This window comes from Algoriphagus hitonicola (genome assembly GCF_900113375.1).
Lineage (GTDB): Bacteria > Bacteroidota > Bacteroidia > Cytophagales > Cyclobacteriaceae > Algoriphagus > Algoriphagus hitonicola.
This window is the reverse complement of record NZ_FOPC01000010.1, coordinates 117,145-141,392: the sequence shown is the minus strand read 5'-3', so window position 1 is coordinate 141,392 and position 24,248 is coordinate 117,145. Positions and strand designations below refer to the sequence as shown.

The following is a 24,248-nucleotide window of genomic DNA, read 5'->3' as shown; positions in this document are numbered from 1 at the left end:
TCTGAGGGATTACAGTTTTTGTGCCGCAGTTTTTACGGCAGCTTTGATTCTGAGGTAGGTTCCACATCGGCAAATATTCCCATTCATGGCATCTTCAATTTCTTCATCGGATGGGCTAGGATTATCTTTTAATAGTGCTGCCGCTGTCATGATTTGTCCAGCCTGACAATAGCCACACTGGGGGACATCATGCTCAATCCAGGCTTCCTGAAGGGGATGATCTCCTTTTTCTGAGAGTCCTTCAATAGTGGTGATTTCGGCACCTTCTGCGCTCGAAACCGGTAGTGAACAGGATCGAACTGCAGTGCCGTCAAGATGAATGGTGCAAGCACCGCATTGGGCGATACCGCAACCAAATTTGGTCCCTACTAAATCCAGATGATCCCGTAAAACCCAAAGTACAGGGGTGTTGGGATCTACATCGACTTGCTTGGATTTTCCGTTGATAGTAAGATTGATAATGGCCATTTCATAGTTATTTAAAGAATAAAGTTAGGGATTTTATGGAAAGGTATTCTTACGAAAATCAAACAGAAGATTTTGTAAATCAATCAATTCGGGAAATTGACGTTGGATATTTTTGCTTTTGCGATTTACAGACCTGTTTGCTAGTGACCCTTCAGCCAGGACTCTAATTTTTGAATCAGTCCAGAAACCTGATCTTCGTCCATCGGCTTTTCCCAAAAATCAATGATGATTTCATATTCTTTGGCTTTCTCCCGTTCATTTCTGTTTAATGAGGAAGTGACCATGATTACTTTGATATCCAAATGTTTGATTTTTCTGACCAAACGATCTAGAAATTCCCAACCATTCATTTTTGGCATATTGATATCCAAAAAAATCAAAATTCGATTGACACCCTCATCGATGGATAGAATATAGTTCAAGGCATTTTTGGCATCAAAAAAAGTACTGGGCTTGGGATGCAGGTTATTTTCGGTCACTATGATTTCATGAAGGAATAACACTCCGGGATCATCATCTATAATAAGAACCTTGGGGGTGTTATTTTTCATTATTTCTTAAGGTTTTCGGATTTGGAGTGAGTTTCCTTTACGATTTCATCCAATTGTTTCAGGGTTTCCAAAAGCTCGATTTCCAATTCCTCTTTGCTTTTGGCTACTTTCGAGTATTTCGAATATTTAATCAACAACTGATTGATTCCCATGGCTTTGGTTAAGGGTGCCCGGACGAGATGGGATTGATCCCAGGTGATTTCTTGCAATCTCAAATTTTGATCCTCAATTTCCCGAACTGCCTCCTTGAGTTTTTCATTGGTTTGGCTGAGTTGCAAAGTTCTCCGCTCGACTTTGGCCTCCAGTTCCCGCTTCATTTTACTATTGAAATAGTATCTAAAAATGAAATAAACCAAAAGCAAAAGGGAAAAACCGATAATCATCCAAAAGAATGGAGTTTCAATAAAATTTGCTTTAACCTGAATAGGAAGTGAATGGATCGTTTCCTCCTGTCCAAATCTTAAGATTTTCACTTCCAGATCATAGGTGCCGGGCATTAAGCCATTGAAAAAGAGCAATCGCTGATCTTTGATTGGTAGCCAACTCTCCGATCCGTCATCAATTCGGTAGAAAAGAGAATACTGAGAGGGGTTTTCGAAGTCAATGAGGCTAAAAGAAACCTGAAACATTCGAACCCCGGGGGGAATTTCAATTTGACTGTCAATCGCTGCTTTTTGATTTCCCAGTTGTAACTCATCCCAAATAAAATTGGAGGGAGACTTTGCTTGCTCTGAAGTGACCGCAGGATCTATGACCCCAACTCCCTCTACGGTAGGTACCCAGATTTTCCCGGAGAAATCTTTGGTCACTGGAGGGAAAATGAGCCCATTGGCTTCAGAATTAGGCATTCCCAAGCTTTCATTGTAAAGGGTGGTACCGATGAAAAAATCCTCATCTCTGGTTTCCTTGAATTTCTCAAGCTCTGAATCCGAAAAATATTGAACCCCGAAATTATTGCTGATCCAAACCCCATTAATTCCGTCATGGGTGATGCTATACACACTTTTGGTTTTTAGTCCATTGGCTTTTCTTAAAACTTTAAATCGACCATCTTTCAATAATATCAAGCCTCCGTGGGTAGCAAACCACAAGTCTCCTACTTTGTCTTCGTAAATCGCATAAACCACATCTTCTCCCGGAGTAAGGGGTAAAGTTCGATTTCCTATAAATTCCCCGTCTTTGAACCGGAAAATGCCTTGATTCATTGATCCAATCAGAATCTCCTTATTTCGTAATTCTTTAATAGTCACGAAGTTGGTAAAGGCAAAGTTTTCAGGAAGGTCAATTTGATGAAATACCTCGTTCTCGTCGATGTAATGAATGCCTCCTCTTCGGGTTAAAATCCACACCCAATCTTTGGAATCTTTATAAATGGCGGTGATGTAATTGTGTTTGAGACCGTCCTCTTTGGTGAATTCAGATATTATTTTGCCGGAATTTCGGTCTATGATTGAAATTCCCACGGTCGTCCCCGCATAGATTTTTTCGTCTTTGGCCCCTATGGTCGTGATTCCATTTTGAATTAGTCCATTGCTTTCATTCAAGTTGCGGATTTTTCCGTCTTCAATCCAAAATATCCCATCTGATCGAGTACCTATCCAGACGCTGCTATCTGCTGCCTGAAAGATCGGCTTGATATTCTTTTTATCCAGGGCTTTAAATTTAGGCTGAGTTACTTTGGCGGGTTTGACCAGAGCGAGACCTTTTCCCAAAGTACCTAGATATAGATTTTCATCCTCTTTGATGATTTTCCGAATTGTATAATTTTCTAGTTCAGGATAGCTGAATCGATTTACCTTGCCATTTTCGATCAGAATGATGCCTTTTTCGATAGATCCTGCCCAAATCCGGTTTTCCGAATCACTGACCAAACTGGAGGGATTGATGTCATTAATTTCATTGAATGAAATAATAGATTTCATTTCCATGTTTTCCATCAGTTGAAAAATCCCTGCATCCGGAGAATACACATACACGACACTTGAGGAGCCAAAAATTTTAATGACGGGAAAAGTATCCGAGGACAGCAACTTGACTTCCTCTGCATCCAAGTCTAATAAGTAAAGCCCCCGGGTGGTTCCCACCATGAGTTGACTAGGACTCCAATGGAAAAAGCTTTGGATTTCTAAACCAAGTTCTGGATTCCAAAAATCAAGAGGGGTAAAAGTTTCATTAGCCCAGCGATGAATCTTTCCTTCCTCGGTTCCGATCAATAGGTCTCCATTTTCTATTTGGGTAATGGCTCTGATCCAGGTGTTTTCAGTGATGGATGTGCAATCAATTACTTTTTGGATATTTTTTTCTAATAGGGCTACACTTCTGTCGGCCGTAGCCCATAATCCTCCCGGGGTCTTAAAAAAGGTGTAATAGGTCTGCTCGATCATTTCAGGATAATTGTCCTGATCAAAGACCTTGGGATAAGTTCCGTCAAAACGTACCAAGCCTTCTTCGGTGGCGATCCACAAATATCCATGGTTGTCTTTTTCGAGGGCAAAAACCGCATTTTGAGGTAGTCCTTTGGTATTGTCCCAGATTTCCATGACGTAATCAAGGGAAAAATCAGCCGCAGAATCTGAATTCTGCTCAGCCTGAGCAAAAGAATACCCAGTATCCCAAAAATTGGGGATAGAATAAAAAACGAGCAAAAGCAAAAACCTAAACAAATTCTTAAACTTCAAATTATTAATAAACAGCTAATTGAATTTTGGGTTGGTAAGGATGGATGGTAAAGCAGACAAATTTTTCCTTGGTAGATTCAGGGGTTATCGACCGGGTTTTTGTACTGAGGAAATTTAGGGTTTTTTTCAAGAAAAAATCAATTGGCTCACTAGTTATTTATTAATGATAATAGATGGCTAAAAAATTCGAGAGTCAACTGGTAGTCGGATAAAAATAGATTTATCTGAATCTCTGAATTTTATAACATAAAAATTAGGTTGGAAAACCCGTCTTCAGCTTCCTGCTTTCATCAAAAAAAAATTTAAAACTCTACCTGAAAGGAAAACAAGGTGTGGAGATAATTCAAAAAAATCTCCCATTTTCCCAACATAAAAAAAGGCTGACCCGAAAAGGATCAGCCTTAAGTGTCGTTTTCAATAAATTATTGTGGCAATAGGACAGTATCGATGACATGAACCACACCGTTGGTGCCTTCCAGATCAGCTGCAACTACATTTGCACCGCCGATTGATACATTACCATCTACGATAGAAACGGTCAATTCTTGACCATTAAGAGTAGTGACAACTTGACCATCACTTAGGTCACTGGATAATACATTGCCAGAGACTACGTGAAAAGTAAGAATGCCTGTTAAAGTTTCTTTGTTTTCAGGCTTCAAAAGATCTTCTACAGTACCTGCCGGTAAAGCTTCAAATGCTGCATTGGTAGGTGCAAAAACCGTGAATGGTCCATCACCACTTAACGTTTCAACTAATTCAGCAGCTTGGACAGCAGCTACCAGCGTAGTATGATCTGGAGATCCAATCGCAATATCCACTACCGTATTTGAAGGAGCCGGTGCTTCTTCCACTACTTCTTCTTCTACAGCCGTCTCTTCGGTGGCTTCTTCTTTTGGAGCGCTACAAGCGGTCCACAATCCCATAGCTAGGAAACTTCCCGCTAGTACTAAAATTTTTGTCTTTTTCATCGTTTGAAGGTTTTTTAGATGTTGTTACAAGAACAAAAGAGTAGATGGAAAGTTTAAAAAAATCTTTTTCTCAACCAATACCTAAGCTTTTGGAGCTATTGAAAATCAGGATTTTAGGCTACTAAGCCATTTTTTTACTTCTTTTTCAACCTTTATTTCTTTTTCCCCATCCATGACAAAAAGAATTCCATCCCGCTCGGATCCACCCCGAACAGAAAATCCCGATAGAATCAGGCAGCCTTTACAAAGCTCTTCCAGCGTATCAAAACTGCTTCCGATGCCATAGCCTCCGTTGGTATTGAAGGGGATGATCTTTTGCCCGCTCAGGTTATTCTCGGTAAGAAAACTTTTTATCGGAGGAGGCAATTGCATACCCCAAGTTGGGAATCCCAGAAAAACCACTTCTACTTGATCCAGATCGTGGATTTTGGTTTTTAAAGGTGGTAGAAAGCCAGTTTCATTTTCTCTGGCTACTTGAGACACAATGGCTTGGTAGTCTTCCGGATAGGGTGTCTTCAATTCCAATTCGACCAATCTACCTCCAACTTCTTTCTGAATCATCTCCGCCACTGCTTTGGTGTTTTTGGTCCTGGAGAGGTAGACGATAAGTATTTTTTCGGAGGTCACCTGAGTATTTTGCACGATTGTCTCGGGTTTGGATTGGCAGGAACCAAGCAGGGAGGTAAACAAGAAAATACTTAGGAGAAGGAGCTTCATTGGTTTGAATATGCTGATGTTTTTTATGCCCAAGTGAGTGCTTGCCTGACGGTTAGTCAGGTCCCCACTCACTTGTTTTGCTTCAGTTAGTAGAGACACTAACCTGGGCGGCTTTACTTCTCAATCTCATGCGTATCCCGCACGCTACTGAAAGTTAAGGCCAGCATTTTCCAGTCCGTTTCCTCTTTCTGATAAACTTCGGTTACAGTGAATTCAGTGGCTACATCATTTCCTCGGACATGGGCCGTCAGCGTGATTCGGTTCCATACGATGGCAGTGTTTCCTAGGATCTCGATTGCGGTATCGTGGACATCTGCTTTTTTATACCAAATGCTTCCCGTCTCGATGATTTCAAGTTCGCGTTCAGTGGTCCAGGTACCACTCATGTGTACGAACTTGGCTTCTGGATGGAAGAGGGGAGTTAGTTTGGCGATGTCCTTATCGGCCATCCACTGCCATTTGTCCATAGAGAGCTGTTTGATTTCCTGCTCGACGGAGGACTGAGCAACTGCGAAACCGGCACAAAAGAAAAAGGTGAAAAGGATGACGTATTTTTTCATGATCGAATAGTTTTGCCTAAGTATTCAAATTTCGTTCTTACAAAATTCACAGTTATTTCTCCTGATAGCTAATGATTTTCAAACCTTTTCTTATCAAATTCAAACAATTTACATGAGCTTTTCTTCTTTTTGAAAGGTTTTTTTTCTTTGGGAATCGGATGGAAAGAGTTTGGGTAAGTTTTGTTTGAATATCGTAACTTATCATTTGAATAGCATTAGCTCCTGCTCTTTATTTCCCCGCAATTTTGTGGTGTAATTCAATTGAATCATGAGAGTAGTCGAGCTTATTTCTAAAAAAGCAAGTTATCTGAAAAATCAACTGCTCAAATCAGTGGTGTTTTCACTTCTGACTTTTGTATTGATTTTTGTAAATGTTATTTCGAATGCACAGGAATCTGAAAACCGTCAGTTGAGTGGTACCATAACAGCCACCAACAATGGGATTTCAATTATTCCTTCCTTTTCTCTGGGAAGACCTGCCGTCTTCTTTGATCTGTCGATGGGAGGGAAGCGGCTATCCTTTGATCCGATGCTTCGCTTCGGAATGGACGGAAAACCCTGGACATTTATTTTCTGGGGAAGGTATAAGGTGATTAAGGACAAGCGGTTTTCGCTGACTATTGGAGGTCATCCGGCATTTCTATTTATGGAAAAAGAAATGCTAGTGGATGGAAATCAGGAAAGGGCCTTTGTGGCAAATCGTTATCTTGCAGGGGAGGTCAACACAAGCTATAAAGTCACCAATAAATTTTCTCTTGGATTTTATTACCTGAGGGGATCCGGTGTACAAGTGATCGCAGCAAAAAATTCCGACTTTTTCGCCTTGAATGCGGGTATATCTGACGTGAAGTTGGTTAATGATCTCAGCTTGAGTATCAATCCGCAGGTCTTTTTTCTACAAGTAGATGAAAACTCTGGAAATTATGTCAATTCGGCCTTTACCTTTAAAAAAGGGCACTGCCTTTTCAGTTTCAGACTTTTTTCAATCAAAAAATCAAATCCACCATCCCGGGAAATGACTTGGTTTGGAATGTGAGTCTGTTGTATAAGTTTGAAAATCTTTATTCAAAAAAATAATCTCATGGAAAATCCCGAAAGTCTAGAGGAGTTTTACAAGCGGAAATTCAATTGGATTCCGGAAAATATCGCAAACGAAATCGGGCATTTTAACCTTTTTCGGCTGGAGCCTTATTTCGAGGGAAAGCTCAAGGCGGTACCTTACCGAAGAAGAGATTTTTATAAAATTATGCTGGTCAAGGGTGCGAGTACCGTGCATTATGCTGATCGGATTTATGAGGTCAAAAAGCAGGCGCTTTCTTTTTCCAATCCGCTTGTACCCTATAAATGGGATCATCTGAGTCCGGAAACTCAGGGGATTTATTGCATTTTCAATCCACACTTTTTTATGAATTTCGGACAAATCCAACAGTACGAGGTTTTTCATCCCAATGGGACTCACATCTTCGAACTGACGGATGAGGAAACGGTTCAGGTGGAAAACATTTTTGAAAAAATGCAAACCGAATTCAACTCGGAATACAAATACAAGTATGATTCACTCCGGGCCTTGGTCTTTGAATTGATTCACTTCGGCATGAAGCTGCAGCCTGCTGAGATTCAGATTACTCAGCATGGCAATGCTTCCCTTCGGATTGCTTCGATCTTCCTGGAATTGCTCGAAAGGCAATTCCCAGTCGACGATACCCACCAAACCATTGGTTTGCGGGCTCCGGCAGAATTTGCCGACCAACTCAATATCCATGTCAATCACCTTAACCGGGCGGTGAAGGAAATGACCGGGAAAACCACCAGTCAGCTGATTGCCGATCGACTCATTCAGGAGGCAAAAATTCTCTTAAAGCAAAGCAGCTGGAATGTGTCCGAAATTGCCTATTCGCTAGGATTTACTGAGGTGACACATTTCAATAATTTTTTCAAAAAACACCTGAATTTAAATCCTACCCAATTTAGAAAAGGAGGGATCAATTCGCGAAAATCAGGAAACAATAGATAGATTGGTTAACAAAAAAATCCAGGCTCCTTGAGCTTGGCTTTTTTCTAGGTGGAATTCAAAGGATAAATAATTCGTTTTAGGAAGGATTGGCTTTTAGAGGATTGATTCTTACATAAAAAGCTGGTAACATCGCATATGCTTCAGGACAATTTTGGACGTACACACGATTACCTCAGGATCTCGCTGACGGATCACTGTAATTTTCGCTGCACCTATTGCATGCCGCAGGAGGAAATGGAGTGGATGCCCCAGTCCAAGTTGATGAGTAAGGAGGAGATTCTTAAACTCGCAGAAACCTTTATCGGCCTGGGGGTAAAAAAAATCCGGCTAACCGGTGGGGAACCTTTGGTCAGAAAAGAATTCCCTGAACTAATGGCTGCACTTTCCAAGCATCCCGTGGAACTGACTTTGACTACCAATGGTGTATTGATTCATAAGCATATCGAAACTCTTAAAAATGCAGGTGTGCGATCTGTCAATGTGTCCTTGGATACGCTGAATCGGGAAAAATTCCTCCAACTCACCCGTCGTGATCAGTTTCAGCAGGTTTGGGACAATATCGAGTTGTTGCTTCAGAATGGTTTTCGGGTAAAAATCAACGCCGTTGCCCTCCACGGATTGATTGAGGAAGAGATTTGCGACTTTGTGACCTTGACCGAAAAGCTTCCGCTGCATGTTCGCTTTATTGAGTTTATGCCTTTTGCGGGAAATCACTGGCAGAGCAAAAAAGTGATCACCGCGGCTCAGATGCTGGACTTGGTTCGGGAAAAATTTGAAATCATCAAACTGGAGGACAAAAAGCACGACACTACCAAAAAATATATGGTTCCGGGTTTTGCAGGAACTTTTGCCTTTATCACCACCATGAGTGAAAACTTCTGCGCGGGCTGCAATCGCATTCGGCTCACTGCAGACGGTAAAATCAAAAATTGTTTGTTTGGAAAAGAAGAGTTGGATCTTTTGGGCGCTTTGCGCAAGGGAGAAAATATTGAAGAACTCATTCGACTTTCCATTTCCCGAAAGCATAAAGCGCTGGGGGGGCAGTTTGATCCTGACTACCTCAAAACCAATCCTGATGCGATAGAAAATCGAAGTATGATCAAAATCGGAGGCTAAAATGATAGGGGTAGCTGAGGCAAAAAGAATTTTGGGACAGTTGAATTTGCCCCGTAGGAAAATTAAAATCCCCATTTCTCAGGCTTTGGGCTATTTTTTGGCTGAGCCGGTCTTTTCCAAAATCAATGTGCCATCTTTTGACAATTCGGCGATGGATGGCTATGCTTTTTTTTGGCAGGAAAATCTTAATTCTCTTCGGATTAAGGGAGAGATTTCGGCAGGTTCCACCATGAATTTGGAACTCAAAAATGGAGAGGCTGTCCGGATTTTTACCGGTGCACCCATGCCTAAAGGAGCGGATTCGGTCATCATGCAGGAGAAGGTGGAGCGAAAAGGGGATGAGATTTTTTTTGATTCTTCCGAAGTAGAAAAAGGAAAACACGTCCGCTACCAAGGTTCGCAGTGCCGAGCTGGAGATCGAATTGCGGAAGAAGGTTCGAAAATTACACCCGGGATGGTCAGTTTATTGGCCTCGGTGGGAGTGGAGCATGTGGAAGTCTGGGAGTTTCCCGGCATTTCGCTGATCATTACCGGAAATGAAATCAAAGATTTGGGCGAAGAATTGAATCCCGGTCAGATTTACAATGCCAATGGCCCGGCTTTGGAGTCTTGGTTGCGGCAATTGGGGATTTGGCAGGTCAATCAAATCAAAGTTAGGGATGAAAAAGAGGCGGTTATCCAGGGATTGAAAGAAGCTATGGAATCCAGTGATTTGGTGATCTTTACCGGTGGTATTTCGGTAGGGGATTATGATTTTGTGAAGGAAGCGGTGGAGGCAAATCAGGTGCAGGAGCTGTTTTATAAGTTGAAACAGCGACCGGGAAAACCGCTTTACGTGGGACAAAAGGCAGGGAAACTAGTTTTTGGATTACCGGGAAATCCCGGTTCCGTTCTTTCCTGTTTTATGCAATATGTAAAGCCTTTGATTCGTACATGGCAGGGAGAACCAACCGCTTGGGAAGCCTATATCAAAGTTCCCTTGGCAGATGATTTTGAAAAGAAAATTCCCCTGACCCAATTTTTAAAAGCCGAGATGAAAGAGGAAAAGGCGTACATTCTACAGGGACAGGAATCCTTCAATTTGATTGCTTTTGGCTTGGCGGATGGCTTTGTGGAAATCCCTGAGGAAATCGAGTTTGTTCAGGCTGGAGAAAAGGTGAAATTTTTTCCTTGGTAATGGAGGATTTGATCTACTATGCCTTGTTTTTACTGATGCCTTTTGCGGCATTTTTATATGCTTCTGTCGGTCATGGAGGAGCGAGTTCATATTTGATGATTTTAGCATTGTTGGGTTTTGCACCTGAAGAAATACGGCCCACGGCTTTGATTCTCAACATGATGGTTTCCATGGCTTCTTTTATAAGCTATCGCAAAGCCGGTGAATTTCCCACAAGCTTGTTTTGGTCCTTGATCATTTTTTCGATTCCGGCGGCCTATTTGGGCGGGACGATTTTATTGGATGCCTCGATTTACAAAAAGGTTTTAGGTGGGTTGTTACTTTTTCCGGCTTTGAAGTTTGCGGGTATTTTTCCGGTTGCTGATGAGAAAATAATCCAGCGAAGTTGGTGGATGGGGCCAATTTTGGGAATAAGTATAGGCTTGCTATCAGGAATGATTGGAATCGGAGGGGGAATTATTTTGACTCCCATTATATTGATGTTGGGCTGGGCAGGAGTGAAGGAAACGGCGGCCTTGAGTGCCCTGTTTATATTTTTGAATTCTGTGTCGGGATTTCTTGGGGCGAGTACTTACGAGATACCACTGAAAGAGGAGTTGTGGATATTGGTTCCGCTGACTGTGGCTGGGGGAATTTTGGGAGCTTATTTAGGAGCAAAACGGTTTTCGGTCAAGTCTCTGAAGTACCTCTTGGCTTTTGTGTTGCTTTTTGCTTCGGTGAAGTTAATTTTGGGATAAGAAAAAAATGCTCCGTGCCGCTGGGACTCTGGGTTTGGATATTGATTAGAGTCTAGGGATTAAAATCCCCAGTTATAAATTGGCCGTCCCGCTGGGACTTGGTTGAGGGATTATTAATGATACTTGGCGCGGGCCTCAATGCCAGAGGCATGATCGATTTAATAACCAGCCATTTTAATGGCTGGATCAGTGATTAGATAGAAAAGGGAAAGTGCCAGAGGCACGAACGATTATTTTTTTTAAATTAAGGTGAAGTAAAAAAGTATATCCTATGCCAAATACCTACTCATCTCTTTATTGTCAAGCTATTTTTGCTGTAAAGTATCGGTCAGCAATAATCCATGAATCATTCAAAATGGAGCTTTTGGCTGTAATCGGTAATCTCATTAATGAGACAGGTTGTCAAACTCTGATAGTAAATGGGGTAAGTGATCATGTTCATTGTTTGTTTCGATTTTACCCAAAGCATTCCATTTCTGATGTTATGAAAAGCGCAAAATCAAAATCCTCTAAGTGGCTAAATGAAACGAGTTATTTGAAACACAGATTTGAATGGCAAATAGGCTTTGGATGTTTTGCGTATAGTCAAAGTCAATTAAGCCGAGTAACTAGATACATCAAAAATCAAGAGGAGCATCATAAAAAAATGACTTTTAGATACGAGTACATAGAGCTCTTGAAAGCTCATAATATCCCCTTTTTACCGGAGTATTTGTTTGAAGATTTGCAATAATTAATGCTCCGTCCCGCTGGGACTTGGTTGAGGGATTATTAATGATACTTGGCGCGGGCCTCAATGCCAGAGGCATGATCGATTTAATAACCAGCCATTTTAATGGCTGGACAAGTGATTAGATAGAAAAGGGAAAGTGCCAGAGGCACGGTTCATTTCATAGGAATGTTCCGTCCCGCTGGGACTCTACTCTCTGGTTGATGCTTAAGGTCTAGGGATTAAAATCCCCAGTTATAAATCGGCCGTCCCGCTGGGACTTAGTGATCTTATTTATAAATGCGTTCTATAAAATTTATTCAAATAGTTGACTGATTGTTTTCATTGGAAGAAACATTTTCCCACTGTCTGGAAGCTTGATGAACCCGTATTTTGTATAAAATTCTTCTGCATCAGGATCAATAGGGTCCACTATTACCGCAAAGGAACCTAAGGATTTTGAAATATCATGACATCTCTTTAGAGCATCAACTAAAAGTAATTTCCCTATTCCTTTGCCTTGGAATTGTATATCAATTGCTAATCTACCAAGTAAGATAGTTGGAATAGAACGATAGGTTTTTGGCAATTTTTTCTGAATTTCTGAAGGAATCAGATTCAGGGGAATGCTACTATTGGAAAGCGTGTAATACCCTTTTATAAGTTTTATTTTTTCTTGTGCAATTACAAAACAAGCAGAAAGTTTTCGTTTGATGTCTTGGTTTGCCTGTTCTTGGATATAGGAATCTGGCATTTCCTTTCCACAGGAAAATTCAGATTTCTTATGAATAGATTGTAAAGGTTCTGAGAGTTGACTCATTAGGAGAAAATAGATTTAAACTCAGCTGCTGCATCAGAAAGTGATTTATTCGGGCTTTTTGGATTCATTACCGCTTCAAAGAAGATTTCACCGTCTCGTTGTGAGCTGAGAATTCGCTCATTTTCAGAAATGATTTCTTTTGCTTTTTCCTGAAGTGTAAGTACCACAAAATCAGTTAAATTTCTGTAGCCACCGAGTCGAACTGCCTTTTCAAAAAGCTCCTTTTGTTCCTTGGAAAGCCGAGTGTCAAATCGTGCGTCTTTGGGATTTAATTCTTTGGTATCCATAAGTTAGATTTTTACAAATGTACGTAAATCATACGTACGTTAAAAATTAAGTACGTTTTTCTTCCGTACAAGATACCTAGAGACATTGAGATTGGATATTTGATCAGTTAATTAGCTAAATCGGGCATTGAACTTTAATTTAGTAGCTAGAATTAACTAAGTATGGAAAATCAGATTTCAGTAAAAGCTTTTGGGCTGGTGGCAGAGAAAATCGGAATGAATGATTTTCAAATGGATAATCCGGGAAACCCTGCAAGATTCAAACAGCAACTTTTTGAGCGATTTCCGGAGTTGAAGCCCTTGAAGTTTACTTTGGCAATCAATAAGAAATTAGCTGCTGAACAAACTGAAATTCCTCAAGGAGCAGAAGTGGCACTTTTACCCCCGTTTTCAGGAGGATGATTATGGATAGATTTGAGCGACAGGTGATGCTTCCCGGATTGGGAAAAGAGGGACAGGAAAAACTCCGGAAAGCTTCCGTTTTGGTGATCGGAGCAGGAGGCTTGGGTTGCCCGATTTTACTGTATTTGGCAGCGGCAGGAGTAGGCCGAATCGGAGTGGTGGATGGTGATGAAGTAAGTCTTTCCAATCTAAACCGACAGGTGCTTTTCGGGGAAAAAGACCTTGGGAAAAACAAAGCCGAGCAGGCTGTTGCTTTTTTCCAACATAAATACAGCGATATCAACTGGTTTGCTTTTCCGGAGTTTATCCGAGTGGATAACGCTTCTCAACTTCTGAAATCCTATGATTTAATTATCGATGGTTCGGATAATTTTCCCACCCGATATTTGGTCAATGACGCCTGTGTGCTAGCTAAAAAACCACTTATTTTCGGGGCAGTTTATCAGCATGAAGGACAGGTTTCGGTATTTAACTCCTTCCGAAACTCCTGTAATTACCGGGATTTGTATCCCAATATGCCGGCGGCGACAGAAATCCCCAATTGTGCCCAAACGGGCGTAATTGGTGTTTTGCCGGGAATCATCGGCAATTTAATGGCATTGGAAGCCATTAAGTGGATTACCGGATTGGGTAAAATTTTGGATAACCGAATCTTGTTTTTCAACAGCCTCAATTCCCAATCCTATGAGGTGGAGATCAGCCCTCAATATCAATCACGAGCTCAAGCCCCGCAAGATTGGGAGGCTTTCCAACAAATGAATTATGAATTGGCCTGCGAAGGAATCGAGTTGCTGGATTGGGATGAGGCTTTTCAGCGAGCTGGTCATGGGACTATGCTGGTAGATGTTAGGGAACTCGATGAACAGCCACCTTTGGTTTGTTCAGTCTTATTCAAAGCTCCTCTTTCAGAGTTTGAAGGATACTTTGATCAACTAGAAGAAGCGGAAGCTTTATTTTTTTTCTGTCAAAGTGGAATTCGTAGTCAAAAGGCCGCTTTACGATTGAAATCGGAATTTCCCGATAAGACGATCTTCTCTATCCGTGGTGGGATAGATGCATTAAAATCAAGTCAATTTCGAAATGGATAAAGTCAGAAAACCCAAAAATATATTTATTGAAGGAGCAATTTCACCCGAAAAAATCGCTCAGTCCATCGCCAATCACAGCAGTAAAACCGAAATCGGCGGACATTCCATCTTTTTGGGTCAGGTACGTGCCGACCAAAAAGAGAACGGCGCAGTAATCGGTATTGAATATTCGGCTTATGCCGAAATGGCTTTGGAAAAGGCGTTTGAAATAAGGGAAGCCATTTTTGAAAAATACCCCCTGACCTGCATGCACATCTATCACAGTTTAGGGGAAGTGAAGACAGGTGAACTTTGTCTTTTTGTATTCACCTCATCCAAACACCGGAAAGCAGCCATGGATGCTTGCGAAGAACTCGTGGAACGAATCAAAGCCGAACTCCCCGTGTGGGGTAAGGAGATCCTAGATTCGGACGAGCATGTGTGGAAAGTAAATACCTAAGAAACCCAAATGCACAGTTATGAACATAGAGATGAAGTATTGGAGAAAACTCTCTCCGGAAGAGCGCCAAGAGCGTGTACAAAAAGCCTTAAAGGCCAATGTTGATTTTTCCAAAGATGCCAATTTAGGCTATCCTGCCTCTAGATTGGATGAAAAGGTCTTTACCAATGAATCCCTTTTTCTTCGGGAAATGCCCGTTTTGAGCACCTATATCGCCAATCCCAATCATATCGGATGTCATACGTACGGTACTTCCGAATATGCTTTCAAAGGAACCCAAGATCTCGAGCGGGAAGTCTTGAAAATGATCGCCGTGGACTTGTTTAAAATAGAAGACGATCAGTTTGACGGTTACATTTCCCCCGGAGGAACGGAAGCCAATGTTCAGGCGATGTGGATTTTCAGAAATGAGTTTATGAAAAAACACAGAGCCAAATTAGAAGAAATTGTGATTTTGGCCTCTGAGGATACGCACTATTCCATTCCCAACGGAGCTAATCTTTTGATGATTGATTGGGAAAAGGTGCCCGTTCAAGAGGATACTCGAGATATGTCTCAGGAAGCAATTGAGGCTGCAATCAAACGCGCGATTTCTAACGGTAAAAAATACTTCATCGCGATCGCCAATATGGGAACGACCATGTTTGGCTCCGTGGATGATCCGGTACCATTAGCCGAAACGTTAAAAAGTTTTGGAGTGACTTTCCGGCTTCATATTGATGGGGCTTATGGAGGTTTTGTTTTTCCGTTTTCCGAGGACGAAAACCCCATCACCTTTGAAAATCCTGATATTTCATCCCTGACCATTGATGCGCACAAGATGCTTCAGGCACCCTATGGAACGGGGATTTTTGTCTGTCGAAAAGGCTTGATCGAAAATGTACTGACTAAGGAAGCCGAATACGTGGAGGGTATGGATTTGACACTTTGCGGTAGCCGATCCGGTGCCAATGCGGTGGCTGTCTGGACCATCCTGACTACCTATGGCCCGCATAAATGGTATGAAAAAATATCTGTGCTAAAAATGCGCACCAACTGGCTCTGTAAACAACTCGATCTGTTAAAAATTCCCTATTTCCGAGAACCGGAGATGAATATCGTGACGATCCGAGCCCATGCCGTGCCTGAACCGATTGCTATGAAATTCAATTTGGTCCCTCAGTCCCATGGAGAAGATAATGAATGGTACAAAATCGTCTTGATGGACCATGTGGAAATCGAGCATTTGAAGGAATTTATCGCTGAAATGAAAAGTTTTACAAAGGTTTCGAGTTAGAAAAAAAACCGGGACTGTTTAATACCTGTCATTTGTCACTTTGAGGGCCCACCTTTCTCTCAAGTGCTACCCATGACGGAAGGCTTTTGGACAACTGAGTGTGGTTCAGTCCGAGTCTTAACTATTCTTCGAACATACAAAAAGGAGATGACGAAAATTATGGTTTGAATCAAATTTTTGATCACGCTGAGCAGCTTGTCCCGATCAAGTTTCGGGAGAGTCAAAGCGTCCTCGTACCTTCAGACTCCCGTCTTTCGGGTGCTCGGACTGACCCCAATTTTGTGATATTAAGCATCTCTGTCATTGGTGGCGAAGTCGGGGACGTTTCGATTTCGAGACTCTCGTATTTCAAGTGCTCAGCTTGACAACGTCTTTTTAAACCAACAATACCGAATTACTCTCCGAGGGTTTTTCATCCCTCGGAGAGTTTGTTTTTAAGCTCTTCAAAGAAAACGGTTGATATTTTAGGCTTGTCAAAATTATCAACCGTTTGCATATTTTTTTCATGCTTTTTATTTGGAAAGACAGCTTTTGGCTGTGATAAAGTTTGTATGTTAGGTGGATTGAATAGGTGAGAATACTTGCTTATTTTCCTTTAAACCCAAAATGTCCACTCTTTTCTATGGCAAAACCACGCCTTTCTTTTTCCCAAATCATCAACATGAATGTTGGTTTTTTTGGCATTCAGTATAGTTTCGGTCTTCAGCAGAGTGCAGTCAATCCCATTTATGACATGCTGGGTGCCATGCCGGATGAGATTCCTATTTTGAATTTGGCAGGACCAATGACTGGTTTGCTGATTCAGCCGATAATTGGTGCGCTGAGTGACAATACTTGGAGTCCAAAATACGGTAGAAGAAAACCTTTCTTTTTTATCGGAGCCTTATTTTGTAGCATTACGCTATTCTTTTATCCTTTTAGCAGTTCGCTCTGGATGGCTGCCGGATTACTTTGGGTGCTCGACGCGGCAAACAATACTGCCATGGAGCCTTATCGGGCTTTAATTGCGGATAAATTGCCCGACGAGCAATACAGCACCGGTTTTTTGACGCAAAGTTTTTTCACGGGTTTGGGGATTACTTTGGCCAACGTCTCCCTTTTCGTCTTTCAAAAATTCATTACCGGCACTTGGGGTTCGCTGCCCTATTGGGTATATGCCTCATTTTTCTTGGGTACGGTTTGTTCGATTGGTTCGGTGCTCTGGAGTATTTCCAAAACCGATGAAATCCCCCCGAGTCCTGAAGAATTGGAGGCGCTAAAAGTGCGAACCAAAGGAATGCCTCATCCGGCGATTCAGTTCTTTTTATCGATTCTGACTACACTCTTTGCCTATCTGGTTTTCTTTGTGCTACTGATCCCGGCCATTTTTCAAAAAGGACTATTGCATCGTATTTTGCAGAAAACGAAAGCGAATTCGACCACCCGAATTCTATTTGCCCAGAATATCGAAATCATCGAATCCATTATGGTAATGCCTTCGGTGATGTGGAAGCTGGCTTTGGTGTATTTGTTTCAATGGTATGCCTTGTTTTGCTATTGGCAGAATGCCGCCAAAAGTATCGCCCAATCGGTTTGGAATACCTCACCTACTGCCGATCCCAAGCTGTTTGAGGAGGCGGTAGGATGGACAGGATTGGTCAATGGCTGGTATAATATTGTCACCTTTCTGTCCGCTTTTTTTCTGGCGGGAATGGCTCGGAAATTTGGACCAAAAAAGGTGCACTTTATCTGTCTCTTGTTGGCAGGAGCAGGACTTTTGGTTTTTCCATTTTTGGAAAATAAATATGCTCTTTTTCTTCCCATGACTGGATTTGGCATTGCTTGGGCCAGTATGATGGGAGTTCCTTATTTGTTGGTCGTCAATGAGATACCGAAGGAACGATACGGTGTGTACATGGGCGTGATCAATATGATGATTGTGATTCCGATGATATTGCAGACGCTTACGTTTGGGTTTATTTCGCGGACATTTCTGAACAATGACCCCGGTTTGGCGATCGTATTTGGAGGGGTTTTACTCTTGATCGCGGGATTGGCGACCCTCTATATCAAAGAAAATAAAAAGATAATCACTGAAGTCAGCGGGCTATCTGCGGGACATTGATTTTGAAGTGACATGAAGCAAGAAAATATCAATCAAAAGATATCAGGGTTTTATACCGAATTTAATCTGGATAAGGATGATTCAGATTATGCCTTTTCCATTCGGCTTAAAGAGGGAATGGGCTCGCTGCGGAAATTGTATGAAAGTATTTACGGAAATGAGCCCGAAATTGACGATTATTTTTACCGACTCCTTCGGACAATATTTGAGGCTTATGTGTCACGGAGTCCCAATTTGAAGAAAAGAGATAAGGATAAACTCGCAAAGGGAAACTGGTTTCTCAGCAATGAACTCGTGGGAATGAGTTTGTATGTGGATCGATTTTGTGGGAAAATCAACGATTTAAATGGCAAGCTGTCCTATTTGGAAGAGTTAGGCGTGAATTTTCTTCATCTGATGCCGCTTTTCGAAAGTCCGGAAGGAGAGAGCGACGGAGGATATGCAGTTTCGGATTTCCGAAAAGTCAGCCCTCGGTTTGGTTCGCTCAAGGATTTACAGGGATTGGTCCATACGCTACATGAAAAGGGAATGAACCTCATGTTGGATATCGTCCTCAATCATACTTCTCATCGCCATGAGTGGGCGGAAAAAGCCAAATCCGGTGATTCGTACTATCAGGATTACTACTATATGTATGACAATCGCTGGATTCCCAATCAATATGAAGTGGCGATGCCCGAAATTTTTCCCGAAAGTGCACCCGGAAATTTCACTTGGTCTGAGGAATGTCAGAAATGGGTAATGACTGTATTTCATGGTTATCAATGGGATCTTAATTTTAGAAATCCTCAAGTCCTTCGGGAAATGCTGGATACGATTTTTTTCTATGCCAATCTGGGAGTGGACCTCCTCCGAATCGATGCACCGGCTTTTATTTGGAAGGAAACGGGGACTTCCTGTCAGAATCTTCCTCAGGCGCATGCTATTTTACAACTGATCAAGCAGGCCGTGCAGATGTCAAGTCCGGGAATGGCGATTTTGGGAGAGGCTATTGTGGCCCCGGCTGCGATTATGGAATATTTTGGTGAAGGAGAGCAGGAGGGAAAAGAATGTGATTTTACCTATAATGCGACTCAGATGGCTTTGCAATGGGATATGCTGGCTTCCGGAGAAACTGAGGTGATGCTTCAGGCCCAGCCCATTTTGTCCCAAAAACCCTATGGCTGTAGCTGGATTTCCTATACTCGATGTCACGATGATATTGGCTTGGGTTATGATGATTACATGATTGCCAAAGCGGGAAAAGATCCCTTTTTGCACCGACGATTTCTGAAGGATTATTTTATCGGGAACACACTGGGAAGTCCTGCAAGGGGAGCGCTTTTTTCATCCAATCCCCGAACCGATGATGCGAGGATTTCCGGGACTTTGGCTTCACTTTGTGGTTTGGAAAAATCCTTGGAAGAAAATGATCAAGGACAGATCAATCTATCAATCCAAAAAATTCTGTTAATGCAGGCCCATTCTTTTTTTCTGGGTGGATTGCCGATGATATTTTACGGGGATGAATTGGGTTACACCAATGATTACTCCTATCAAAATGATCCTGGCAAAAGCTATGACAATCGCTGGATGCACCGTCCTCAAATTACTTGGGAAACAGCATTGAAAATTAAGGAAAGGGGAACTGTGGAGGAGCGGATTTTTTCAGGCACGCAGCGCTTAATTCAAATACGAAAGGACTTGTCAGCAATTGGAGACTATAATAATTTGCTCTGGCTTGGACTTCAAAACAAGCATATCACGGGATATTTGAGAAGTTTGGGTGAGCAGCGGATTTATGTGGTGTTTAATTTCAGTACTCAGTTTCAAGACTTGACCTGGTATGTATTCAAAGAGCAGGGATTGATTCCCCGTAAACTTTGGGATCATTGGAATGAAGAATTTCTTCAGGTTGGCTTGGATAATGAGTTCCTTCACTTGGCTCCGTATGAATTCCGAATTTTGGAGGTGAAGGACTGATGCTGATTTTTTTGTAAATCTGGACGAATTTGGAGCGGCTTGGGCGGCTGCTTGTTTTTAGTGTGTAGTTATTTATGCAAAAAAGCTGAATGACTATATTGAGAGCTTAGTCCAATAGTCATCCAGCTTTTTAATTCCTTTTTTCAGTTTTGAATCCTTAATCCATATCATCCCAATTAATCAAGGCATTCCAAACCAATGGAGCGTCATGGTGATTTAGATATCGATGAAGTGGATCAAAGGTAAAGGCGATGATTCTTCCCTTTCCAACGGGCACATTAAACAGTGTACCATGTCCGATAATATTTTGTTCATTTCTGACCATTCCTGATCTTACATAAGGAGGTGACTTTTCGGTAGATTCTTGTTCCTTGGTTTCCTCCTTCTTTTTATCCGGCATTCCCATAATCGGCCCGTCATAAGGTGTTTCGTCTTTCAATCCCTTCGTACCATATTGCAATACCATCATGTCCCGATTTTTTAAATCAACTTGGTAAAGAGGACCATTTCCACGGAAAATCGAGAAGATTTCCGGGTATCCATAGAGCAGTGGACTGGACGAATTTTTGGCTTTTACTGTCACTACAGAACCGGGATGAAACAAGCCACTGGCTGAATAAGGACTGAGTTTTCTGGTAATTCCTGTCTCGGCTACCATTGCGGTAGAATTATCCAATGTGATAATCATCCCTCCGTCTTCGGCAAACTTCTTTAGATTATCCATGCCCATAAATCCAGGTCCACCGGTGATATCCTCGCTACTATCTGGAAATCCATGCGAGGAATATTCTTCTGTTTTGGTATAAGCTATAGGTCCAAATTCAGTAGTGACACCATGAATAAACGTAGAAGCATTTCCTCTTGATCTGGGCACCAAGATTACGTCAAAGTTGGCTCTAAGATTTCCGTTTTTCAGATCATCTTTATCTATGGATGTATATGGGATTCCGCGTTGCTCAAATGTATAGCGGGACCAGCCTTCATCCTGTGTATTGAACCAGGTATGGTAAATGGCAATCCGTGGAAGATTCATCTTATGACCCTGATCACTTTGCGGTTTTTCGCTGCCTCTAATCAAATCCAAGCCATAGTTTTCGTTGAGACTTTTAGCTAGGCTTGAATTTATCCCCTCAAAATAAATGGAGCCCTTCGCTAGAGTATCATTTCCAACAATAAATTCCTCTTCTAAAATTAAAGCCTCGAAATTTTTATTTTGCTCTTTCATCCAATATAGCGCAGGTAAAACGGTGTTCTGAGCCTGATAGTTAAGGAAATATCCGTTTCCATTTCCAACTGTTTTCCCAGTGTATTTGGCATCCTCGTTTAGGAGTTTCAGTTGGTTTGACTCATAGACTAGGCTGTCTGTTTTCTCGACTTTGACCCCGTATAAATAGCCCAAAGTCCAGGCAATATCATCATAGGGTGGAAATTTCGCATCCTTAGGATAATTTTGTTCGGTAAGTAAATTCACCGCAAGATTGCGATAAGGTTGATCAAGAAGGACTACATAATCTCCTTCATTTTCTCCCTCAGTAGCCTGATGCACTTCGATCCGCTGGGCTCGAAGCTGATTGACCAAATAGGCAGCCATCACAGGATCTTTTTGTCCAGACGGAATGATAAAAGCCTTGGGACTTTCGCTCTTCCCTTTTTGGATGGAATTGACTCCTTTTTGATAGAAGTTTTTGAGTAATTGCTCTCCATTATGCGCAGCGTAGGTGAGGGATGCCAATACTCCCGCTTGCATGTAATTGACATTATTTCGGGCAGACCAATAGACTTTTTCTGTAGGCGGATCTGGACGGTACCATTCACGGGTGGTAGCTGGGTCTCCTGCATAGGATTGCTTGGAAAGATCCCTTAAGTAGGTGTTGGCGCCTGCGTTACCAAATGTCTCGTAAAAGCGTCCATTGGAATTATGGTTATTGGCTACCCAGATTCCATAACCCGGCCACCAACCGTCATAAAATGCCCAAGTAAATGCGCCAGGCATTCCCTGAGCAGCCAAACTTGCAATGTCACTATTGGCCATGATCTGCCATTCTCCTATGGTAATCGGATCCACCTGCTCATTGTAGGGACCGGTTCCTGTAGAGATGTAAAGCAAAGGAACAGACTCATGCAAATCCAGCATAACGATGGGATGCCAATCAAAAAAGATCTTGAAGATCCCTTTGGTGATTGCCTGCGAAACCTGAAGCCCGTCCCGGTTATTGTCATGAAAGACATACTTGCCCCAGTAAGGAGGGGATTTTGGAAAATCATTTTCCCACTCACTGATTTCTTTGGTATATCGATGATACCAATCCACTTGCTTGTCTCTGCCATCAGGCTCGGAAACCGGATTGATCAATAGGATTAGGTTTTCCCGGATATTGACAATAGCGGGATCTGAGCTACTCACCATTCGATAGGCTAGTTCCATCAGCATTTCCGGTGAACCCATCTCAGTGGAATGCATGCCTCCGTTGAGGTAATAAAAAGGTTTGGTGTCAGCAATGATGTCCTTCGCTTGGGCAGCGTCAGTAATTCTCGGATCGGCAAGCTTATTCATTTGGGATTGGTAATGATCCAGGCGCTGATTGCTGTCCTCATCGCCAATAATCACCAAAAATATCGGCCTTCCTTCTTCAGAAGTTTCGACTTGCCGGATACTTAGAAAGGGGGATTTATCCGCCAAAATTTTATAATACTCATAAATCTCCGCTGTGCTATGCATGATTTTTGGCGCACCTATTATTTCGCCAAAATGCTCCAGAGGGGAGGGGATTTCCGGATGTTTTTCCACATTCAGGACTGATTGTGGAAGGAATCTTGGATCGGTGGTAAACTCTCTGATTTTGGAGTTGTAGGTTTCGTCTATTTCTTGTGCTTGAGCTGACTGAAAGCCAACTAACAGAAGAAACAATCCTTTAAAAATGGATGATTTCATATTGGAGATGATTGGTGGTGGTAAGTGTTCGTATTTTGGGATTGAAGATTAGAAGTTAAGGGAATTCTTCTAAAGAAATAAAATAGGATGATGAAATTCTTCACAATGTACCTGTCAAACCAAAATTATTGAAAGTCCTTTTTACTAGGCGGGAATCAATAAGGTTATAAATCACTCGTGATCAGAGGAAGGGTTTATTTTAAAGTAGATTCACGAATAATTAAATCCGTTTCAATTTTGTAAGTCTCATGATTTCCTTGGGAGTTTTCTTTTAGCAAATTGAGCAGAATTTCCGCCGATTTTGCACCAATTTTAAAGCCATGCTGATCGACTGTGCTGAGGCTCGGGCACATCACTTCGGAAATTTTCCAGTTGCTGAATCCCATCACGCCTACTTGCTCCGGCACCTTGATTCCTGCGCTTTTGAGGTAATTCATGACACCCAATGCAACCAAGTCGGTAATACAAAAAATCGCATCCGGCCGCTGGGGTAAATTCATCAATTGCTTTGCAAATTCAAGCCCTTCTCCTTCACTGATTGATTTGCAATGCGGTACCCATTCTTCCCGGTATTCTAGACCATGATCTTCCAGGGCTTTTTTGTATCCCTTGAATCGGTCGATGGAATTCTGTACAGCCATCAAGCCATTGATATGCGCGATTTTTCGATACCCTTGATCTATAAGATGTTTGACAGCTGAATAGGCACTTTCGAAATCATCGGTAATCACTTTGGGCGTGTCAAGCAGTTCTGAAAACTTATCAAACTGGATTACTGGTTTGCCTTCATCCAAAAACTCCTGAATATGATCAATATTGGTGGTTTCATTGGCAATGGAAATCAGCAGACCATCTACATTACCACCTATCATACTTTGGCAGGCAAGGATTTCATTTTTTGCTTTCTCGTCAGTTTGACTAATCAGTAAGCGGTAACCTGCGGCATTTGCCCGACTAATAGCGCCACTAATCACTGCCGAAAAAAAAGGGTGCACCAATTCAGGGACGATCATCCCGATGGTCTGCGTTTTGTTTTTCCGAAAGTTTACAGCAATCGAATTTGGAACGTAATGGTGTTTTTCCGCGTAATCCTTCACCAATTTAATGGTGTCCGCCGAAATTCCAGAATAAGAATTGAGTGCCCGTGAAGCAGTGGAAACAGAAATACCCAATTCCCGGGCAATGTCTTTAAGGGTAATGCGGCGTTTGTCTGACATGGATTTTGGGTCTATTGGATTGA

Annotated in this window: 22 protein-coding genes; 12 read left to right on the top strand and 10 right to left on the bottom strand. The window is 41.9% G+C overall.

Annotated elements, in window-relative coordinates; all coding sequences use genetic code 11:
- Positions 1 to 9: 9 nt before the first annotated feature.
- The 6 genes from BM043_RS14170 to BM043_RS14145 all read right to left on the bottom strand — a co-directional run bounded on the left by BM043_RS14170 (position 10) and on the right by BM043_RS14145 (position 5,945).
- Complete coding sequence (locus BM043_RS14170; RefSeq protein WP_092792752.1) at positions 10 to 468, bottom strand: (2Fe-2S)-binding protein; 459 nt, start codon at positions 466 to 468, stop codon at positions 10 to 12.
- Positions 469 to 608: 140 nt separating this feature from the next.
- Positions 609 to 1,019, bottom strand: coding sequence for a response regulator (locus BM043_RS14165; RefSeq protein ID WP_092792750.1), 411 nt, complete (start codon positions 1,017 to 1,019; stop codon positions 609 to 611).
- A complete protein-coding gene (locus tag BM043_RS14160) occupies positions 1,019 to 3,670 on the bottom strand; it encodes a ligand-binding sensor domain-containing protein (RefSeq protein WP_092792748.1) in 2,652 nt (883 codons plus the stop codon). The genes BM043_RS14165 and BM043_RS14160 overlap by 1 nt, the downstream gene beginning before the upstream one ends.
- A 449-nt stretch (positions 3,671 to 4,119) precedes the next feature.
- Entirely contained in the window at positions 4,120 to 4,623 is a 504-nt protein-coding gene (locus BM043_RS14155; protein WP_218144151.1) for a fasciclin domain-containing protein, read from the bottom strand.
- A gap of 150 nt (positions 4,624 to 4,773) precedes the next feature.
- Positions 4,774 to 5,385: a flavodoxin family protein gene (locus BM043_RS14150; protein WP_092792745.1), complete on the bottom strand. Its 612-nt coding sequence runs from the start codon at positions 5,383 to 5,385 to the stop codon at positions 4,774 to 4,776.
- Between the two features lie 113 nt (positions 5,386 to 5,498).
- On the bottom strand, positions 5,499 to 5,945 hold the full coding sequence (locus tag BM043_RS14145) for a nuclear transport factor 2 family protein (protein ID WP_092792744.1): 447 nt from the start codon (positions 5,943 to 5,945) through the stop codon (positions 5,499 to 5,501).
- 268 nt (positions 5,946 to 6,213) lie between these two features.
- Between BM043_RS14145 and BM043_RS14140 the strand changes: the two genes are divergently transcribed.
- The 6 genes from BM043_RS14140 (at position 6,214) to tnpA (ending at position 11,722) form a co-directional block, all read left to right on the top strand.
- Positions 6,214 to 6,981, top strand: a complete 768-nt coding sequence (locus tag BM043_RS14140; protein WP_092792742.1) for a hypothetical protein — start codon at positions 6,214 to 6,216, stop codon at positions 6,979 to 6,981.
- 45 nt (positions 6,982 to 7,026) lie between these two features.
- The gene (locus tag BM043_RS14135; protein ID WP_092792830.1) at positions 7,027 to 7,959 is read left to right on the top strand and encodes a helix-turn-helix domain-containing protein; all 933 of its coding nucleotides are present in this window, start codon (positions 7,027 to 7,029) and stop codon (positions 7,957 to 7,959) included.
- A 135-nt stretch (positions 7,960 to 8,094) separates the two neighbouring features.
- Positions 8,095 to 9,075, top strand: coding sequence for a GTP 3',8-cyclase MoaA (moaA, locus tag BM043_RS14130; protein WP_092792740.1), 981 nt, complete (start codon positions 8,095 to 8,097; stop codon positions 9,073 to 9,075).
- A gap of 1 nt (position 9,076) precedes the next feature.
- A complete protein-coding gene (locus BM043_RS14125) occupies positions 9,077 to 10,252 on the top strand; it encodes a molybdopterin molybdotransferase MoeA (protein ID WP_092792738.1) in 1,176 nt (391 codons plus the stop codon).
- Positions 10,252 to 10,989, top strand: coding sequence for a sulfite exporter TauE/SafE family protein (locus tag BM043_RS14120; RefSeq protein ID WP_092792736.1), 738 nt, complete (start codon positions 10,252 to 10,254; stop codon positions 10,987 to 10,989). Before BM043_RS14125 ends, BM043_RS14120 begins: the two co-directional genes overlap by 1 nt.
- A gap of 271 nt (positions 10,990 to 11,260) precedes the next feature.
- Positions 11,261 to 11,722, top strand: a complete 462-nt coding sequence (gene tnpA / locus BM043_RS14115; protein ID WP_092792734.1) for an IS200/IS605 family transposase — start codon at positions 11,261 to 11,263, stop codon at positions 11,720 to 11,722.
- A 292-nt stretch (positions 11,723 to 12,014) separates the two neighbouring features.
- Here tnpA and BM043_RS14110 read toward each other — a convergent pair whose 3' ends face one another.
- Positions 12,015 to 12,518: a GNAT family N-acetyltransferase gene (locus BM043_RS14110; protein ID WP_092792731.1), complete on the bottom strand. Its 504-nt coding sequence runs from the start codon at positions 12,516 to 12,518 to the stop codon at positions 12,015 to 12,017.
- Complete coding sequence (locus tag BM043_RS14105) at positions 12,518 to 12,805, bottom strand: type II toxin-antitoxin system TacA family antitoxin (protein ID WP_092792728.1); 288 nt, start codon at positions 12,803 to 12,805, stop codon at positions 12,518 to 12,520. Before BM043_RS14105 ends, BM043_RS14110 begins: the two co-directional genes overlap by 1 nt.
- Positions 12,806 to 12,967: 162 nt before the next feature.
- On the opposite strand from BM043_RS14105, the gene BM043_RS14100 reads away from it, so the two are divergent.
- The 6 genes from BM043_RS14100 to BM043_RS14075 all read left to right on the top strand — a co-directional run bounded on the left by BM043_RS14100 (position 12,968) and on the right by BM043_RS14075 (position 20,076).
- Positions 12,968 to 13,207 (top strand): MoaD/ThiS family protein, encoded by a 240-nt coding sequence (locus BM043_RS14100; RefSeq protein WP_092792726.1) that lies wholly within the window; start codon positions 12,968 to 12,970, stop codon positions 13,205 to 13,207.
- 2 nt (positions 13,208 to 13,209) lie between these two features.
- Positions 13,210 to 14,295, top strand: coding sequence for a HesA/MoeB/ThiF family protein (locus BM043_RS14095; protein ID WP_092792828.1), 1,086 nt, complete (start codon positions 13,210 to 13,212; stop codon positions 14,293 to 14,295).
- On the top strand, positions 14,288 to 14,734 hold the full coding sequence (locus BM043_RS14090; protein ID WP_092792724.1) for a molybdenum cofactor biosynthesis protein MoaE: 447 nt from the start codon (positions 14,288 to 14,290) through the stop codon (positions 14,732 to 14,734). The genes BM043_RS14095 and BM043_RS14090 overlap by 8 nt, the downstream gene beginning before the upstream one ends.
- A 19-nt stretch (positions 14,735 to 14,753) precedes the next feature.
- A complete protein-coding gene (locus tag BM043_RS14085) occupies positions 14,754 to 16,010 on the top strand; it encodes a pyridoxal-dependent decarboxylase (protein ID WP_245753039.1) in 1,257 nt (418 codons plus the stop codon).
- Positions 16,011 to 16,632: 622 nt separating this feature from the next.
- Complete coding sequence (locus BM043_RS14080) at positions 16,633 to 18,114, top strand: MFS transporter (RefSeq protein WP_092792721.1); 1,482 nt, start codon at positions 16,633 to 16,635, stop codon at positions 18,112 to 18,114.
- Between the two features lie 12 nt (positions 18,115 to 18,126).
- Positions 18,127 to 20,076 (top strand): alpha-amylase family glycosyl hydrolase, encoded by a 1,950-nt coding sequence (locus BM043_RS14075; protein ID WP_092792719.1) that lies wholly within the window; start codon positions 18,127 to 18,129, stop codon positions 20,074 to 20,076.
- A 157-nt stretch (positions 20,077 to 20,233) separates the two neighbouring features.
- Here the strand turns inward: BM043_RS14075 and BM043_RS14070 are convergent, their stop codons facing one another.
- Both BM043_RS14070 and BM043_RS14065 read right to left on the bottom strand, forming a co-directional pair.
- Positions 20,234 to 23,008, bottom strand: coding sequence for a M14 family zinc carboxypeptidase (locus tag BM043_RS14070; RefSeq protein WP_092792717.1), 2,775 nt, complete (start codon positions 23,006 to 23,008; stop codon positions 20,234 to 20,236).
- A gap of 194 nt (positions 23,009 to 23,202) precedes the next feature.
- Positions 23,203 to 24,225 carry a LacI family DNA-binding transcriptional regulator gene (locus tag BM043_RS14065; protein WP_092792715.1) on the bottom strand — a complete coding sequence of 341 codons (1,023 nt, stop codon included), beginning with the start codon at positions 24,223 to 24,225 and terminating at the stop codon, positions 23,203 to 23,205.
- Positions 24,226 to 24,248: the final 23 nt, after the last annotated feature.